The organism is Prevotella sp. oral taxon 376 (assembly GCF_003043945.1).
Taxonomy (GTDB): Bacteria; Bacteroidota; Bacteroidia; order Bacteroidales; family Bacteroidaceae; genus Prevotella.
On the sequence record NZ_PYXG01000001.1, the window covers coordinates 1,772,690 to 1,788,712 of the forward strand.

At 53.5% G+C, this 16,023-nt stretch carries 15 protein-coding genes and 1 pseudogene; 9 read left to right on the forward strand and 7 right to left on the reverse strand.

The genetic code is table 11. From position 1 onward, the window contains the following. Window positions 1-46: 46 nt before the first annotated feature. The 3 genes from C7120_RS07760 to hemW form a co-directional block, all read right to left on the reverse strand. Window positions 47-760 (reverse strand): M15 family metallopeptidase, encoded by a 714-nt coding sequence (locus C7120_RS07760; RefSeq protein WP_107621053.1) that lies wholly within the window; start codon window positions 758-760, stop codon window positions 47-49. Beyond that, on the reverse strand, window positions 757-1,317 hold the full coding sequence (locus C7120_RS07765) for a sugar O-acetyltransferase (RefSeq protein WP_107621054.1): 561 nt from the start codon (window positions 1,315-1,317) through the stop codon (window positions 757-759). The genes C7120_RS07760 and C7120_RS07765 overlap by 4 nt, the downstream gene beginning before the upstream one ends. A 278-nt stretch (window positions 1,318-1,595) precedes the next feature. Next, complete coding sequence (gene hemW, locus C7120_RS07770) at window positions 1,596-2,711, reverse strand: radical SAM family heme chaperone HemW (protein ID WP_107621055.1); 1,116 nt, start codon at window positions 2,709-2,711, stop codon at window positions 1,596-1,598. 265 nt (window positions 2,712-2,976) lie between these two features. On the opposite strand from hemW, the gene C7120_RS07775 reads away from it, so the two are divergent. Continuing rightward, a complete protein-coding gene (locus C7120_RS07775; protein WP_107621056.1) occupies window positions 2,977-5,139 on the forward strand; it encodes a translation factor GTPase family protein in 2,163 nt (720 codons plus the stop codon). 165 nt (window positions 5,140-5,304) lie between these two features. Here the strand turns inward: C7120_RS07775 and C7120_RS07780 are convergent, their stop codons facing one another. Beyond that, entirely contained in the window at window positions 5,305-7,038 is a 1,734-nt protein-coding gene (locus C7120_RS07780; RefSeq protein WP_107621057.1) for a family 20 glycosylhydrolase, read from the reverse strand. Between the two features lie 227 nt (window positions 7,039-7,265). On the opposite strand from C7120_RS07780, the gene C7120_RS07785 reads away from it, so the two are divergent. Together C7120_RS07785 and C7120_RS07790 are read left to right on the forward strand one after the other, a co-directional pair. Next, window positions 7,266-8,828, forward strand: a complete 1,563-nt coding sequence (locus tag C7120_RS07785; protein WP_107621058.1) for a sensor histidine kinase KdpD — start codon at window positions 7,266-7,268, stop codon at window positions 8,826-8,828. Between the two features lie 35 nt (window positions 8,829-8,863). Beyond that, the gene (locus tag C7120_RS07790; RefSeq protein WP_107621059.1) at window positions 8,864-9,562 is read left to right on the forward strand and encodes a response regulator transcription factor; all 699 of its coding nucleotides are present in this window, start codon (window positions 8,864-8,866) and stop codon (window positions 9,560-9,562) included. Between the two features lie 152 nt (window positions 9,563-9,714). Here the strand turns inward: C7120_RS07790 and C7120_RS07795 are convergent, their stop codons facing one another. Then, complete coding sequence (locus C7120_RS07795; RefSeq protein ID WP_107621060.1) at window positions 9,715-10,254, reverse strand: hypothetical protein; 540 nt, start codon at window positions 10,252-10,254, stop codon at window positions 9,715-9,717. Between the two features lie 4 nt (window positions 10,255-10,258). Beyond that, window positions 10,259-10,951 (reverse strand): hypothetical protein, encoded by a 693-nt coding sequence (locus tag C7120_RS07800; RefSeq protein ID WP_107621061.1) that lies wholly within the window; start codon window positions 10,949-10,951, stop codon window positions 10,259-10,261. Here C7120_RS07800 and C7120_RS13775 point away from each other — a divergent pair. Then, a complete protein-coding gene (locus C7120_RS13775) occupies window positions 10,937-11,257 on the forward strand; it encodes a hypothetical protein (protein WP_146154220.1) in 321 nt (106 codons plus the stop codon). The genes C7120_RS07800 and C7120_RS13775 overlap by 15 nt on opposite strands. 34 nt (window positions 11,258-11,291) lie before the next feature. Here the strand turns inward: C7120_RS13775 and C7120_RS07805 are convergent, their stop codons facing one another. Continuing rightward, complete coding sequence (locus tag C7120_RS07805) at window positions 11,292-11,507, reverse strand: hypothetical protein (RefSeq protein WP_146154221.1); 216 nt, start codon at window positions 11,505-11,507, stop codon at window positions 11,292-11,294. A 104-nt stretch (window positions 11,508-11,611) separates the two neighbouring features. On the opposite strand from C7120_RS07805, the gene rpsF reads away from it, so the two are divergent. The 5 genes and pseudogenes from rpsF (at window position 11,612) to C7120_RS07830 (ending at window position 15,988) form a co-directional block, all read left to right on the forward strand. Next, window positions 11,612-11,956 carry a 30S ribosomal protein S6 gene (gene rpsF / locus C7120_RS07810; protein ID WP_107621063.1) on the forward strand — a complete coding sequence of 115 codons (345 nt, stop codon included), beginning with the start codon at window positions 11,612-11,614 and terminating at the stop codon, window positions 11,954-11,956. 3 nt (window positions 11,957-11,959) lie between these two features. Continuing rightward, the gene (gene rpsR, locus C7120_RS07815; RefSeq protein ID WP_092111733.1) at window positions 11,960-12,232 is read left to right on the forward strand and encodes a 30S ribosomal protein S18; all 273 of its coding nucleotides are present in this window, start codon (window positions 11,960-11,962) and stop codon (window positions 12,230-12,232) included. Window positions 12,233-12,250: 18 nt separating this feature from the next. Then, on the forward strand, window positions 12,251-12,799 hold the full coding sequence (gene rplI, locus C7120_RS07820; RefSeq protein WP_107621064.1) for a 50S ribosomal protein L9: 549 nt from the start codon (window positions 12,251-12,253) through the stop codon (window positions 12,797-12,799). A gap of 129 nt (window positions 12,800-12,928) precedes the next feature. Next, window positions 12,929-13,816, forward strand: a complete 888-nt coding sequence (fabD, locus tag C7120_RS07825) for an ACP S-malonyltransferase (RefSeq protein ID WP_107621065.1) — start codon at window positions 12,929-12,931, stop codon at window positions 13,814-13,816. 40 nt (window positions 13,817-13,856) lie between these two features. Then, window positions 13,857-15,988, forward strand: a pseudogene (locus tag C7120_RS07830) (alpha-amylase family glycosyl hydrolase). Window positions 15,989-16,023: the final 35 nt, after the last annotated feature.

Sequence of the window (16,023 nt, forward strand, 5' to 3'; positions counted from 1 at the left end):
GACCGTTTTTTTATCTCATCGGCATATTTAAGAGGGGGTGGTGTGCCTATTTCTCAAAGTGCTGGAAGTCCTTGCAGCTGCGCCAGCTGCCGCCCCATTGGAAACCGTGCTGCAGGAAGAGGCGATGGCAGAGGTCGCCCCGCGTGAGCTTATAAGGGAACGGTTTCCGGCGGTCGCAGTATCGGGCGGCCGTGGAGGGCCTCACCTCCCGGGTGCCGTCCTTGCGGTCTTTGTAGTAGGGATTGTAGAGCGGATTGATGTCTACGGCCATGCCTCGTGCGTGGGCCGACAATTTTCCGGAGCCGGCGACGGCGCGATAGCAGAACGCGCTCGTGTTGTTTGCCCGCATCGAGAGCTCGTCGTCGGCATTGAAGTCGTCGATGAGCACCATCCGCTCGATGGGATACCGGGCATCGAAGAGCGTGCGGAAAATCTCCACCAGGTCGGTTGCGATGAGTCGGTGGCACACCAGTTCGCCGAGCAGGATGTGCCCCCCGCCGTCATAGTGGAGCACGCGCACATAGCGGAGGTCGGCGAGCTTGACGGCCGTTCCCTCCTTGAACGACTTGCCCCGCATGCGGCGATAGACACTCTCGGGAATCTCCGATGAGCCGAAGCACCGCTCCAGCCCGTATTCCTGAACGGCTTTCAACGACACCCGGGTGCCGGCCTTCCATTCGCGGAAAGCCTGCGGGGCGGTCTGTGCGCCGACGCAGGAGCCCATCATCACGCCGACGAGGAACAGCAAGAGTCGTCTCATGGTTCCGGGTTCAGGTGTTTCTTTACTACCGCAGGATTTCCCGCGGCCATGCAGTCGTCGGGAATATCGCTGATGACGACGCTCCCCGCGGCGATGATACACCGCTTCCCGATGGTTACGCCCGGGCAAACCACGACGCTTCCGCCAAGCCAAGTGTCGTCGCCGATGCTCACGCGGTGGCAGGTCTCTTGTGGCAGCCGGCGCTGCTCATGGCCTTTCGGATGCTCCGGGGTGTAGATATGGCAGCCGGGACCTATCAGCACATGGTGGCCGATGCGGATTCCGCCGCCGTCGAGGAACACGCAGTCGTAGTTGATGAAGCAATGGCGGCCGATGCGGATGCCGTGGCCGTGGTCGCAATGGAAGGGCGGCACCACGGTGCTGTCTGGCGGGATGCCCGGAATGAGCTCCTCGATCACCCCGCGGTAGCCGGGCTCGTGGGCCGTCATCGTGCGCAGCTGGGCGCACAGCTTACCGGCATGCCGCCCGCTCTCCGCCACCTCCGGGTCGGCGAAAGTGTATGGCTGTCCGGCTTTCATTTTCTCGATTTCCTTCATGTCGGATTCTTTTATCTCGCAAAGTTACGAATAATTTCCGATAAAAGCAATACTTTACCGCGAGACACGGGAGACTGTTTTCTCCGAGACCGCCACTTCCCGCCTTCCGCAGAGCCGTGGGAGGCGGAGGCAAGAGGCTGCCCCGGCAAATGTTTCCAGCGGCCCTAAGGTTGACAATCTCGGCGATTTTGTCTGACGAAATCGCCGAAATTGTCTGACGAATTCGCCGAGATTGTCAAGCTGGGAGCGGCCTCCTGCCTTCTGGTTGGTAGCGGGACTTACCACATCAGCTCGCTCATGATGCTGTCGCTGATATAGAGCCCGGCCCTCGTGAGGTGCAGCCGGTGGCCGTCGAGCTGGAGAAGACGGCTGTCGAGAAACCGCTTCGACCGCTTTAAAAGGTATTCTTTGTATTTCGGTTTTAGCGCTCTGATATCCAATCCCTCACGCATTCGCATCGAAGTGGTTATCAAGTCGTCGTATTGGGTGTCCTCATCCAGAGTCTCGGCCTCGGACGGGCATTCGCCCTTTTCTATCGATGCGACATATTGGCGGATGTCAGCCACATTCCAGCTCCTGATGTCCCTGCCGTTGAAAGAGTGGGCCGCGGCTCCGATTCCGACATACGGCACCCGGCTCCAATACGAGCTGTTGTGGCGCGAGCGGAAGCCGGGACGGGCGAAGTTGCTGATTTCATACTGCTCGAATCCCGCCTCCTCGAGCCGCAGGATGAGGGTGTCGTACATTCGCAGCGACAGCTCCTCGTCGATATCCTCTATCTTTCCTTGTTCGCGCATGCGGTAGAGCGGCGTTCCCTCTTCATACATCAGCGAGTAGGCAGATATGTGCTCGACGCCCAAGCGGAGGATTTCGTCGAGGTTGTGGTTGAGGTCGGCGAGCGTCTCTTGCGGGAAGCCGAACATCAGGTCGACGCTGATGTTGCCGATGCCCATGTCTCTCAGCCTGCGCACGGCCGTCCCCACCTGTCCCGAGGTGTGCCTCCGGCGGAGGAAGCGGAGCCTCTCGTCCGCGAAGGTCTGCGCCCCCATGCTCACCCGGTTTACCATCGGGGGCAGGCGGAAGCCGGCTTTGCAGATGTCGTCGGGGTTGCACTCCATGGTGATTTCCAGGCTCCGGGTGTCGCCGCCCTTGAGAAACACCTTATTAATATATAGGAACAGGCTGTCGAGCTCCGGTCCGGAGAGCACGCTCGGGGTGCCTCCGCCCAAGTAGACGGTCTCCATGGGCTCGGGGCACTCATCTTTGCGCAGCTCCATTTCTTTGCACATAGCCTCTACATACCTCCCTCGCAGCGCGGAAAGGATGGTACTGTAGAATCCACAATAGACGCATCGCGACTCGCAAAACGGAATATGAACATAGAGGCCGGCCATCTTTTTGCTGCAAAAATACTAATTACTATTAAAAGATGAGCGGTTTTCCATGATTTTCTTTGGTGCTTTCCACTAAAATGCCTATCTTTAACGGCAGAAAAAAAGGCAGGGAAATTCGGCAATGCCGTGAAGCAGCAGCATGTGCGTCGTGCTCCTGAGAACCTTAAAACCATTTTCCCCGCCTTTGTGAGGACTTGCAGGTCAAGGCCGCGGAGTCCTGTTGCCGTGATTGGAAATGTAATACTAATAACTTAAATCTTTTGATATGAGAGTATATCAATCTAACGAAATCAAGAACATTGCCTTGCTTGGCAGTGCGGGTAGCGGCAAGACCACTCTTGCCGAGAGTATGTTGTATGAAGCCGGCATCATCAAACGCCGTGGTAGTGTAGCAGCAAAGAATACTGTGAGCGACTACTTCCCAGTGGAACTGGAGTATGGCTATTCGGTTTTCCCGACCGTATTCCATGTGGAGTGGAACAACAAGAAGCTCAATATTATAGATTGTCCCGGAGCTGATGACTTCGTCGGAGGTGCCATCACTTCCATGAATGTTACCGACCTGGCGGCCATCGTCATCAACGGCCAGTACGGCCCCGAGGTGGGCACGCAAAACTGTTTCCGCTATACGGAAAAGCTGAAGAAGCCTGTTATCTTCCTCATCAATCAGCTGGATTCGGACAAGTGCGACTTCGACAACCTCATGAATACCATGCGGGAAATCTACGGACCGAAGTGCGTGCAGATACAGTATCCCGTCCAGACAGGCCCTGACTTCCATGAAATCATCGATGTGCTCATCATGAAGAAGCTCTCTTGGGGCGCTGAGGGCGGGGCCCCGAAACGAGAGGAAATTCCCGCCGAGGAGATGGATAAGGCCATGGAGCTTCACAAAGCTCTCGTGGAGGCCGCCGCCGAGAACGACGAGGTTCTGATGGATAAGTTTTTCGAAAGCGAGACGCTCACGGAGGACGAGATGCGCGAGGGCATCCGCAAGGGATTGATCACGCGCAGCATCTTCCCCGTGTTTTGTGTCGATGGCCAGAAGGATATGGGCGTCCAGCGCCTGATGGAGTTCCTCGGCAATGTGGTGCCTTTCGTCAGCGACATGCCGAAAATGCACAACACGCGGGGAGAAGAGGTTACCCCCGACAGCGACGGACCAGAGAGTCTGTACTTCTTCAAGACGGGAATGGAGCCCCATATCGGTGAGGTTTCTTACTTCAAAGTGATGAGTGGGACGGTGAAGCCGGGTGATGATCTGAGCAATGCCGACCGCGGCAGCAAGGAGCGCATGGGGCAGATATATGCCTGTGCGGGTGCCAACCGTATTCCGGTAGACCAGCTCAATGCCGGCGATATAGGATGTACGGTGAAGCTCAAGGATGTGAAGACGGGAAATACCCTTAACGCCAAGGAGGTGGAGCAGCGCTTCGACTTCATCAAGTATCCTAACAGCAAGTACTCTCGCGCGGTTAAGGCCGTTAATTCGGCGGATACGGAAAAGATGATGGCTGCCCTCCTGAAGATGCGGCAGGAAGACCCGACATGGGTGATAGAGCAGTCTAAGGAACTCCGCCAGACCATCGTCCACGGACAGGGAGAATTCCATCTGCGCACTTTGAAGTGGCGTATGGAGAACAATGAGAAGATTGCCGTGCAGTTCAGCGAGCCGAAGATTCCTTATCGTGAGACCATTACGAAGAAGTCTAAAGCTGAATACCGACACAAGAAACAGTCGGGCGGTGCCGGACAGTTCGGTGAAGTTCACCTGATCGTGGAGCCTTATGCCGAGGGCATGCCGGATCCGGTAGCCTACAATTTCAACGGCCAAGAGTTCAAGATGAACATCAAGGGCAAGGAAGAAATAGACCTCGCATGGGGCGGAAAGCTCGTCTTCCTCAACTCCGTTGTCGGCGGCGCGATCGACCTTCGTTTTATGCCGGCCATCCTGAAAGGCGTCATGGACTGCATGGAGCATGGTCCGTTGACGGGGTCCTATGCCCGTGATGTGCGCGTGGTTGTCTACGATGGGAAGATGCATCCCGTGGATTCCAACGAGCTTTCGTTCACGCTGGCTGCCCGCCATGCGTTCTCGGATGCGTTCAAGAACGCGGGTCCTAAGATCCTGGAGCCGATCTATGACCTTGAGGTATTCGTCCCGTCTGACTACATGGGCGATGTGATGAGCGACCTGCAGGGGCGTCGTGCTCTCATCATGGGTATGGACAGCGAAGCCGGATACCAGAAGCTGCAGGCCAGAATCCCCCTGAAGGAGTTGGCAAACTACTCCATCTCGCTGAGTTCGCTTACCGGCGGCCGTGCAAGCTTTACTACGAAGTTCTCTTCTTACGAGCTCGTGCCCAACGAGATCCAGTCTAAGCTGATTGCGGACCATGAAACCGAGCAGGCTAACGAGGACGAATAACAAGATTATTTTCAAATAACCAAAGTACTTTTATCTCTCCGGGAAGCAGTGATTGCCTCTCGGAGATTTTTCTTTCCGCGGACGATGGCAGGAGAAAAGCAAGGCGCGCGTCCGCATAAAAGCAGACGCGCGCCTTGCCAGATATGCCCGGGGCTGCGGAAGAACCTATCTCACGATGATCTCATCGGTAAACACCCAGTCGCCTTGGCCCTGGCTCTTGGCTTGTATACGGATGTAGCGTGCCTTCTGAGGACTACCCTGATAGCCGAGACAGACGAAGTTGAGATAGCGTTTCGTTATCTTTTCCTGGTGCGACCGGTAAATCTGCTTGAAGCTGCCACCGTCGTCTGAGACGGAGATGACCAGTTCCTCCGGGAGGAAAATCCAGGCGCCGGCATTCTGTATGAAGTCCATCTGGACGCTCTCAAACCTTTGCTCCTCTCCCAGGTCGAGGGTAATATCCATACAGTAGCCGTCGCTGCCAATGAATCCTTGCCATCTTTGGTCGGCATGCGTCCATCCGCCCCGTTGCCCGTCGGTCAGGGTTGCAGTGCCTTGTGCCTCGTAGCGTGGGCTGTAAGGTTTGTTGTAGGTTGCCTTGGCTGTTGTGGCAAGGTGGCTGACAGGCAGCAGACTTTCGGGGCGGTCGCCTTTTTCCTTGGAGAGATCAAAGGCATTGACTCCTTCTGCCCTTAGCTTGTCCACCTCTTTCAAGGCGTAGTCGCGGAACTCTTTATAAGGCTTTGGCTTGCTCTCCATCCCTATTTTGGCAATGGCCAGGAGACGGGGAAAGATGGCGCGCTCCGCTTCTTGCGGCGTCTCGATTTGCTCCGTCCATACTGCCGCCTCGATTCCGAGGACATGGGATGCCTCTGCTGGCGTGAGTCCCTGTATGGGATTGAAGCTGTAGACCTGCTTGAGGGGCAGATAGTTGGTGCGCTCTGAAACGCGCAGTTCCGGTGCATCCTGCAGATTGTTGATATAGCAATATCGGTTCGGAGCCATAATCACATTGAAACCTTGCTGGATGGCCAGGCGGGCATACTTGCTATCCCGCCAAACCATGATGGTCTTCGGATTTCCTTTGATGGACGACGGGGCGGGAGAGAGCGTACACAGTTCATCCCAGCCGATGAGCGATCGGCCGTTGGCAGTCAGGAACGAGTCGATGCGGTCGATAAGTAGGGTCTGGAGGCCGGATACCTCTTTTATATGATGTGCGTGCATGTAGGATTGGCAATTCCGGCAACTTTTCCATGCGTTCATCTCTGCCTCGTCGCCGCCGATGTGTATATACTGGGAGGGGAAGATGCGCATCACTTCTCTCAGGACATTCGTGAGGAAGGTGAAGGTTGCCGGATTGGAAGGGCATAGGTCGCTTGACAGGTTGACTTTTCCCGTGGTTTCGTCGACGCATCCCAGTTCCGGGTAGGTGGCGAGCACCTCGTCGGAATGTCCGGGCATTTCTATTTCCGGGATGATCTCGATACCTTTCCGGGCCGCGTATTTCACTAATTGGCGCATTTCCTCCTGCGTATAGTAACCGCCGTAGGCACCAGGGGCACCTTGGTGGGTATAGTCGCGCTGGCCGTCGATCCACCATTTGCCCCAGTCTTCTTCGCTTCTCCATGCTCCGATCTGCGTCAGTTCGGGATATTGGTGGATTTCCAGACGCCATCCCCCGTTATCCGTGAGGTGCAAATGAAGCTTGTTGATGTGGTATCGTGAACAGAGATCTATCTGCTTTCTGAGGAAATCCAGGGAGAAGAAATGTCGCGAAACATCGATCATCAGTCCGCGCCACTGATAGGAAGGAATGGCTTTCTTTTGCGGTATTCGTGCCTCTGTCGGCGACACGGAGAGGCAGAGCATCAGGCATAAGGTGATTGGTATTCTCATCGTTTTCTTTTTTTGCAAAGATAAGAATTAAAATTCGAAAGAGAAGCAAATCGTCTGGTTTTGTGCCGTAAAGAGCTGATAAGGATATGAGCCGAGAACATTCTGCCCCAAGAGATAGTTTCTTATTCGCAACTATAATAGCTCAAAATGGTTAAAGAAGTTAAATATGGGGCAAATATTTAACATTCTTGATTTTAATATTTAAGATTTTATTTAACTTTGTGAATATGAAGAAGAGAACGATATGGACAATAGCTGCCATCATGGGAGTATCTTTCATGATGTTGCTTTTCCTCCAGCTCAAGTATATCCAGGAGATGGTGGATATGAAAAAGGAACAGTTTGACGAGAGCGTCAACCGTTCGCTTTATCAGGCCTCACGGAATCTGGAGCTCAACGAGACCCTCCAATATCTTGAAAAAGATGTGAACGAGACCGAGCGCAAGGCCCACAAGCAGGATTCTGTGGGTGCGCGCGGCGGTATTTCCGACGGCACCACCCATACCTCGCATGCCTACTCTACGGTGGGAAAAGACGGCATCGCCTATTCTTCATTCGAGCTGAAGACCATTTCCTCAAGCCCCGCCTCAAAGCCGAAGGCGATGATCCTGAAAGACGACAAGGGCTCTATTTCCGAAGCCTCAAAGTCTTTGGGCGAAATCGTGAAGAACCGCTATGTCTATCAGAAGGCCCTTCTTGACGAGGTCGTGCTGAATATCCTCTATTCCGCATCGGAAAAAAACCTGCGTGAACGCATCAATTTCAAGATGCTCGACCAAGATCTGAAGGCGGAATTGATGAACAACGGCATTAACATTCCTTACCATTTCACGGTAAGCACACAAGACGGAAGGGAGGTTTACCGCTGCCCGGACTATACGGGCGAGGGCGAGGAATACACCTACAGCCAGCTTTTGTTCCGCAACGATCCGGCTTCGAAGATGGGCGTGGTGCGGGTGCACTTCCCCGAAATGAGCCGCTACATCTATTCTTCGGTTCGCTTCATGATACCGAGTATCATCTTCACGCTCATCCTGCTCATCACCTTTATCTTCACCATTGTCATCATCTTCCGGTCCAAGCGTTATACAGAGATGAAGAACGACTTCGTGAACAATATGACCCATGAGCTCAAGACCCCGATAGCGAGCATCTCGCTGGCTGCCCAGATGATGAACGACAGGAGCGTAACGAAGAGCGAACAGATGATGTCCCACCTGTCGGGAGTCATCAACGACGAGACCAAACGCCTGAGGTTCCTGGTGGAAAAAGTGCTCCAGATGTCGATGTTCGACCGTAAGAAAGCCGTCTTCAAGAAGAAGGAACTTGACTTGAACGAGATGGTGGAGAACATCGCGAACTCCTTTACCTTGCGTGTGGAGCATACCGGCGGGAAGATATATACGGAGATAGAAGCCGTAGACTCCACGATCTATGTGGACGAGATGCACTTCCAGAACGCCATCTTCAACCTGCTTGACAACGCCGTGAAGTATGGTAAACCCGACCGGCCGCTCAACATCTACTTGAAGACATGGAATGACGCGGAGCACCTTTACCTGTCGATTCGCGACACCGGCATCGGCATCAAGAAAGAAAACCTGAAGAAGGTGTTCGAGAAATTCTATCGTGTTCACACCGGGAATGTGCACGATGTGAAAGGATTCGGGCTGGGATTGGCCTATGTAAGAAGGATTGTGAACCTGCATAGTGGTGAAATCAAGGTGGAGAGCGAATACGGCAAAGGCACCAAGTTTACCATCAAGTTGCCGGTGATCAGAGAATCATAAATCAGAAAATTATAAACCAATTAAAGACAGAAATTATGGATGAAACATTGAAAATCTTGCTTTGCGAGGATGATGAGAACCTCGGAATGCTGCTTCGTGAGTATTTGCAGGCTAAGGGCTATCAGGCGACACTCTGCCCTGACGGCGAAGCCGGATACAAGGAATTCCTGAAAAACAAGTTCGACATCTGTGTGCTCGATGTCATGATGCCGAAGAAAGACGGCTTCACCCTTGCCCAGGAGATTCGTCAGGCCAATGCCGACATGCCTGTCATCTTCCTCACAGCCAAGACCTTGAAGGATGATATCTTGGAAGGATTCAAGATAGGAGCCGACGACTACATCACAAAGCCTTTCTCCATGGAAGAGCTCGTGCTGCGTATCGAGGCCATCCTGCGCCGTGTCCGCGGCAAGAAGAACAAGGAGTCTACGGTCTATCATATAGGTCGCTTCGTCTTCGACACGCAGAAGCAGCTGTTGACCATCGGCGACAAGCAGACCAAGTTGACGACCAAGGAGAACGAGCTTCTCGCCCTGCTCTGCTCTCATGCCAACGAGATTCTGGAGCGCAACTTCGCCCTTCGCACCATCTGGGTGGACGATAATTACTTCAACGCCCGCTCCATGGATGTATATATCACCAAGCTGCGCAAACATTTGAAGGACGACGAGCAGATAGAAATCATCAATATTCACGGCAAGGGCTATAAGCTCATCGTGCCGGAAGAGGCCTGACAGGGTTGTCCCGGATAGAATCAGCAATCGGCTGTCCTGCTGTTGAGGGCCGCCGATTATATCATAAACTGCGGCAGAAGCCTCTGCCGCGGTTTTAGTGTATAGCCGGAATTTCAGTTTTTCCTGGCGTTTATGGTGCCTGTTTGTGATGTTTACTTCTTGATAACTTTCTTGCCATTCACGATTACGATGCCCTTATAGGTGTCGCCAACCTGCTGACCCGCGAGGTTGTAGATGGCATCGTTGCCGGCTTTCTCTGTCGTCTTGAGCGTACCGATACCCGTTGGGTCATTCGAGAAGGGGTAAGCCTTGGCGCCATCGGCCGCATCCTTGGCAACCTTCAGGTATGCCTTGTGCGCCCCGTTGGTAAAGGCAGACCCGTCTTCCGTGCCCCAATAGAAGCCAACAGAGCCCATATCGCCTGTCTCGTTCGTGGAGAGGCGGTAGAAATAGCTGGTGGCGTCAGCCTCCAACGCGGTTTCTGTGTCAGTACCCGACAGCATGCTGTCGTTGTCGGAGTTTCCTGTGTTGGTTGTGCTTAGAAACTCGTAGTTGCCCGGTTCGGCCTTGATGACAACGGCCGTGCCTGCCGAAATGTTTTTGCCCGCTTCGTAAGACTTGCTGGTCTCGAGCCTCCCGTTCGTAACTTTATAGGTAGAGGCCGTCGCGCCTTCAGGTATCGTTAATGCCAACTTGCTATAATATCAAGGTGGCGTAGCGGGTCTCTCCGACAGCGACCGGTATGGCAAGGGCAAACGGCTTGAGGTGTGCGGCACCTATGTAGATATTGTTGAATCCGGCAATCAGGTCATAGGTGTTGCCGTCGCTGGCTATTCCCTTGACGGCTTCAAGGTGGCCGTAGAGCCGGACTTTGCTCTCGCCGGATGTCGCATAATATTTCGCGCTTGTTCCTTCGCCTTCTACCGTAATGGTAACGCTGTTCAGGCGCACGAGGTCTGACACCTTGTTGAATTGCAATATATCCCCAACGGTGGTAACGGACGGGTCAAGGGCCGTCGTCGTTGCTCCGGTTACGGTTACATGGTCCAGGTTGGTGGCGCTGTTGTCTCTTACCTCTATGAGTTTATTACGGTAGTCGTAGTCGCAAATCAGGCTGCCGTTCAAGGTGCTGTTGAGGGGCAGGTTCAGCCCTGTACCATAGAAAAGCACGGCCTTGTCGCCCTCGCGGATATAGACATTCTTGGCGTCTACATACACCACCTTGGCGTTGGTCAGCCTCAGGTTGATGAAGGCTTGGTCTGTTGTCATGCCGTGCAAGTCGGCGATGGTCTTGTCTACCGACTCGTGGCAGGTGAAGGTCTTGGATACATTCGCACTCTTATTCTCGCCGATTTTAGCAAATGCGATGATGGTGTGCGTGGCGTCCAAATCCAGCTGGGCAACGCCTGTGCCCTCTTCTCCTTTGCCCGTGTATTTTCCATCGGCATCACTGAAATCTTCTGCCGAGAGGTCGATGCCATAGTAAATGGTGGAGTTTGCCGGACCTGTAATCGTGATTGTCTGCTGATGAAGGAAGTTCTCTTGTCCGGTAAAGGTTGGAACGGCAACGAAGTTTGCGTTGGTCGCATAAGTAACTACGATAGAAGTTGCGCGAACCTGATTTGCGGAAGCGGCAGATACCAGACAGCCTTTCGGCAGGTCGCCGCACGGTCGATGGCCGGGTGCGCATGGTGAGGTCGTGAAACTTGGTGGGGAAGGGCGCCGCGGCCTAATATCCCCCTTGCTTCCTCATGGTCTTGTAAAGGAAAACGACACCCGTCAGGATGCTGGCCAGCCCGATGACGAGGAGGTCGTCCTTGGTGTTCGGGGCAGATACGAAGAGGGAAACGGCGAACAGCATTGCGCCAAGGGCAAGTGCCACCAGGCCGATGGTCTTGCTGCTCCGGGTAAGAATCGTGCCGATTTTTCGTGATAGAGCCTTCATATCGGCAACAAAAGTACGAAAAAGTTTGGTCAATCCAAAAAAAAACAGTACTTTTGCACCGCGTTTTGCAAAAAGTAGTTTTAAACAATTAATTATTAATTAGGATGAATCAATACGAAACCGTTTTCATTTTGACTCCCGTTTTATCTGATGAACAGATGAAGGAAACGGTCGCTAAATTCAAGAAACTGCTCACCGACAACGGTGCGGAGATCCTGAACGAGGAGGCCTGGGGACTGAAGAAACTGGCTTACGCCATCGAAAAGAAGACATCAGGCTTCTACTGCCTGTTCGAGTACAAGGGCGGGCCAACTATCGTGGAAACCCTCGAGACAGGCTTCCGCCGCGACGAGAAGGTAATCCGTTACATGACTGTTAAACTTGACAAGTATGCTGCAGCTTATGCTGAGAAGCGTCGCGACAAGTGGGCTAAAAAACTGGAGGCATAAATTATGGCAGAGCAGAACAAATCAGAAATTCGTTATTTGACAGCTCCTTCTATTGACACGAAGAAGAAAAAGTATTGCCGTTTCAAGAAGAGCGGCATCAAGTATATCGACTATAAGGACCCTGAATTCCTGAAGAAATTCCTGAACGAGCAGGGCAAAATCCTTCCGCGCCGTATCACCGGGACATCTTTGAAGTATCAGCGTCGCGTGGCACAGGCTGTAAAGCGTGCCCGCCAGATAGCGCTGCTTCCTTATGTAGCTGACATGTTGAAATAATAAAGAGGAGGAGACAGAATGGAAATTATACTGAAGGAAGATATTATCGGACTTGGATATAAGAACGAAATCGTGAATGTGAAGAGCGGCTATGGCCGCAACTATCTCATTCCGACGGGCAAGGCTGTCATCGCTTCACCGTCCGCAAAGAAAATGCTCGCGGAAAATCTGAGGCAGCAGGCCGCCAAGATCGCGGCTCTCAAGGCCGAGGCAGAGAAGAGGGCCGAGGCATTGAAGGATGTGGCTCTCGAGATTGCGGCCAAGGTTGGTGCCACCGGTCAGCTCTATGGTTCGGTGAATGCCGCGACCGTAGCCGAGGAACTTGCCAAGAAGGGCATCGAGGTAGACCGCAAGATTATCACCATGCGCGACGCTAAACGCGTAGGCGACTACGAGGCTACCGTTCACTTCTACAAAGAGGTAGAGGTAAAGATTCCCGTAAAGGTGATTGCCGAGAACGCTCCCGTTGCCGCCCCGGCAGTAGAGGCAGCTCCCGCAGAAGCTCCTGTGGAGACTCCCATGGCAGAAGAGCCCGTAGCGGAGGAAGAGGCTCCCGCAGCTGAGTGATCAGCACTTAGTGAGAATATATTTTCGCACTGTAAAGCAAATCTATATTAAATCCCGGTTACCGAGGTGGTAATTGGGATTTTTTTTGTATCTTTGCATCATTAAGAAAAATATTAAAAACGGAAAAAAATGAAAGCATTTGTATTCCCCGGACAGGGTTCGCAGTTCGTAGGCATGGGCAAAGACCTCTACGAAACAAGTCCTTTGGCAAAGGAATTATTTGACAAGGCCGACGCCATTCTCGGCTTCAAGATTACAGAAATCATGTTTGCCGGTACCGATGAGCAGCTCAAGGAGACCAAGGTTACACAGCCGGCAGTATTCCTCCACAGCGTTATTTCCGCGCTCTGCATGGGCGAGGCTTTCGAGCCCTCGATGGTTGCCGGCCATTCGCTGGGTGAGTTTTCCGCCCTCGTGGCCAGCGGCGCGTTGAGCTTTGAAGACGGTTTGAGACTGGTTGCTGCCCGTGCCAATGCCATGCAGAAGGCCTGTGAGGCCAACCCTGGAACGATGGCAGCCATTATCGGCTTGTCTGACGAGCATGTCGAGGAGATATGCAAAGAGGTAAGCGTGGGGGGTAAAGTGGTCATCCCCGCTAACTATAACTGCCCCGGCCAGCTTGTTATCTCGGGCGATGTGGAGGCTGTCGATGCCGCTTGTGAGAAGTTGAAGGAGGCTGGCGCGAAGCGCGCGCTGCCCTTGAAGGTGGGCGGAGCTTTCCATTCCCCATTGATGCAGCCGGCCCAGGAAGAGCTCCAGGAAGCCATTGAGAAGACCGGTTTCAATACTCCGAAGTGCCCGGTGTACCAGAATGTGGATGCCAAGCCCCATACCGACCCGACTGAAATCAAGCAAAACCTCATCGCCCAGCTGACAAGCAGTGTCCGTTGGACAGCCAGTGTGCAGCATATGATTGCCGACGGGGCAGACGATTTCACGGAATGTGGTCCCGGTAAGGCGCTGCAGGGCATGATAGGGCGCATAGACCGCAATGTCGCTCTCCACGGTATTGCATAGCGGGAGAAGGGTTCAGCCCCTCTCTTTTTAGAGCTTCCCCATGAAAAAGATCATCATTTATCAACTGCTTACACGCCTTTTCGGCAACCGTAACCTCACGCGTAAAGCGTGGGGGACAATTGCCGAGAACGGTTGTGGCAAGTTTGCCGACATCGACGAGCCGACTCTCAGGCAGATAAAGAGACTCGGTGCGACCGCCGTGTGGTATACCGGCGTTATCCGCCATGCCTCTCAGACAGACTATTCCCTATACGGAATCCCATGCCAGCATGGGGAGATCGTGAAGGGAAAGGCGGGCTCTCCCTATGCCGTTACCGACTATTATGATGTCGACCCTGATCTGGCCGTTGATGTTTCCCGCCGCATGGAGGAATGGGAAGCTCTGATAGAGCGCACTCACCGCGTCGGGCTCGGTGTCGTTATGGACTTCGTTCCCAATCATGTGGCGCGCGAATACCGCTCCGTTTGTCGGCCGGAAGGCGTGCAAGACCTCGGCGAAAATGATGATGCGCACATGCACTTCTCGCCCGCGAACAACTTCTATTATTGCTGGGGGCAGCCTCTCGACCTCTCGAATGTCGTCTCCGGGACGGAAGTTTCCTACCATGAGCAACCTGCCAAGGCCACGGGCAACGACCGCTTTGATGCCCGTCCGAGGCGAAACGACTGGTATGAGACCGTGAAACTCAATTATGGCATCGACTACTGTGATGCGGGAGGCCGCTCAGAGCACTTCGAGCCGATACCGGACACATGGCTGAAGATGACAGAAATCCTGCTTTTCTGGGCTTCAAAGGGAGTAGACGCTTTCCGTTGCGACATGGCGGAGATGGTGCCACCGCAGTTCTGGAGCTATGCCACGGCAAAGGTGAAGAGGTTCTACCCTGACATGAAGTTTATTGGCGAGGTTTACAATCCCGACCTTTACACGACCTATCTTTCGGCCGGATTCGACTTTCTCTATGACAAAGTAGGGATGTATGATTGTCTCCGGGATGTGGTCTGCGGGCATCGGCCGGCCTCAACCATTTCCCAACAATGGCAACGGACTGATGGAATCGGCAACCGGATGCTCTATTTTCTGGAGAATCATGATGAGCAGCGCATTGCGTCCGACTTCTTCTGCGGCAACGCAAGGGCAGCTGTCCCCGCCCATATCGTGGCATGCCTGCTCGGCAAGAATCCCTATATGCTCTACGCCGGACAGGAGTTTGGCGAACGGGGCATGGACAACGAGGGCTTCTCCGGCGTCGACGGGCGCACCACCATCTTTGATTATTGGGCTCTGGACACCCTCCAGAGGGGATATTTCAAGGCTGGGGGACTCACGGGGGAGGAGGCGGAATTGCGTGGAATCTATCAAAAGGTGATGCGGCTGGCCGCCACGGAAAGTGTGTTTACCGATGGCGACATGTTCGACCTGATGTATGTGAACCCGCAGCTTGCCGACCGGCAATACGCCTTCCTTCGCAAAACGGGCGACAAACTGGCACTCGTCGTCGTGAATTTCTCAACCTCGGAGGTGCATGCAGAGGTCAGAATACCTTCGCATGCTTTTGATTTCCTGAAGATAAAAGAAACGAAAACCACTGCCGTAGAACTCCTTACGAAGGAGGAAGCGGAGCTTGAGCTTAAGGCGGAGAATTCCCTGAGCGTCAAGATTCCTGCCTATGGAGGCGTCATCTATAAAATGCAGCTATCATGAGCGGCGACTTTATTTTAAACGGACATAACAAGGATGAGTTCCCACCGGCGCATACGGCAGAGCATCTGCTCAATCAACTGATGATAAGAATGTTCGGATGTGAGCGCGGCAGGCATGCTCATATCGAAAGAAAAAAGAGTAAAATCAGCTATGTTCTCGACCATAAGCCCTCCCGACAGGAAGAGCGCGAGATAGAACGGAGGATGAACGAGCTGATTGCGGAGGACATGCCGGTAAGCTTCGAATTCGTGAATCGAGACCATATCCCCGCAGAGGTGAAGCTGGACAGGCTTCCCGACGACGCCTCAGAGACGCTGCGCCTGGTGCGGATAGGCGACTACGATGTCTGCCCCTGCATCGGGAAGCATGTGCGCAGCACCTCGCAGATAGGCCGCTTCGAGATGCTTGGCACAAACTGGGATGAACGGGAGCACAGCTTTCGGATAAGATTTAAAGTGATACAATAGATAATCCCCATAAAACCAACTTAATTAACCTGACA

Bases quoted from the DNA above. Each gene is read 5' to 3' on its own strand.
- C7120_RS07760 (WP_107621053.1), bottom strand. From the start codon at position 760: ATGAGACGACTCTTGCTGTTCCTCGTCGGCGTGATGATGGGCTCCTGC.
- C7120_RS07765 (WP_107621054.1), bottom strand. From the start codon at position 1,317: ATGAAGGAAATCGAGAAAATGAAAGCCGGACAGCCATACACTTTCGCC.
- hemW (WP_107621055.1), bottom strand. From the start codon at position 2,711: ATGGCCGGCCTCTATGTTCATATTCCGTTTTGCGAGTCGCGATGCGTC.
- C7120_RS07775 (WP_107621056.1), top strand. From the start codon at position 2,977: ATGAGAGTATATCAATCTAACGAAATCAAGAACATTGCCTTGCTTGGC.
- C7120_RS07780 (WP_107621057.1), bottom strand. From the start codon at position 7,038: ATGAGAATACCAATCACCTTATGCCTGATGCTCTGCCTCTCCGTGTCG.
- C7120_RS07785 (WP_107621058.1), top strand. From the start codon at position 7,266: ATGAAGAAGAGAACGATATGGACAATAGCTGCCATCATGGGAGTATCT.
- C7120_RS07790 (WP_107621059.1), top strand. From the start codon at position 8,864: ATGGATGAAACATTGAAAATCTTGCTTTGCGAGGATGATGAGAACCTC.
- C7120_RS07805 (WP_146154221.1), bottom strand. From the start codon at position 11,507: ATGAAGGCTCTATCACGAAAAATCGGCACGATTCTTACCCGGAGCAGC.
- rpsF (WP_107621063.1), top strand. From the start codon at position 11,612: ATGAATCAATACGAAACCGTTTTCATTTTGACTCCCGTTTTATCTGAT.
- rpsR (WP_092111733.1), top strand. From the start codon at position 11,960: ATGGCAGAGCAGAACAAATCAGAAATTCGTTATTTGACAGCTCCTTCT.
- rplI (WP_107621064.1), top strand. From the start codon at position 12,251: ATGGAAATTATACTGAAGGAAGATATTATCGGACTTGGATATAAGAAC.
- fabD (WP_107621065.1), top strand. From the start codon at position 12,929: ATGAAAGCATTTGTATTCCCCGGACAGGGTTCGCAGTTCGTAGGCATG.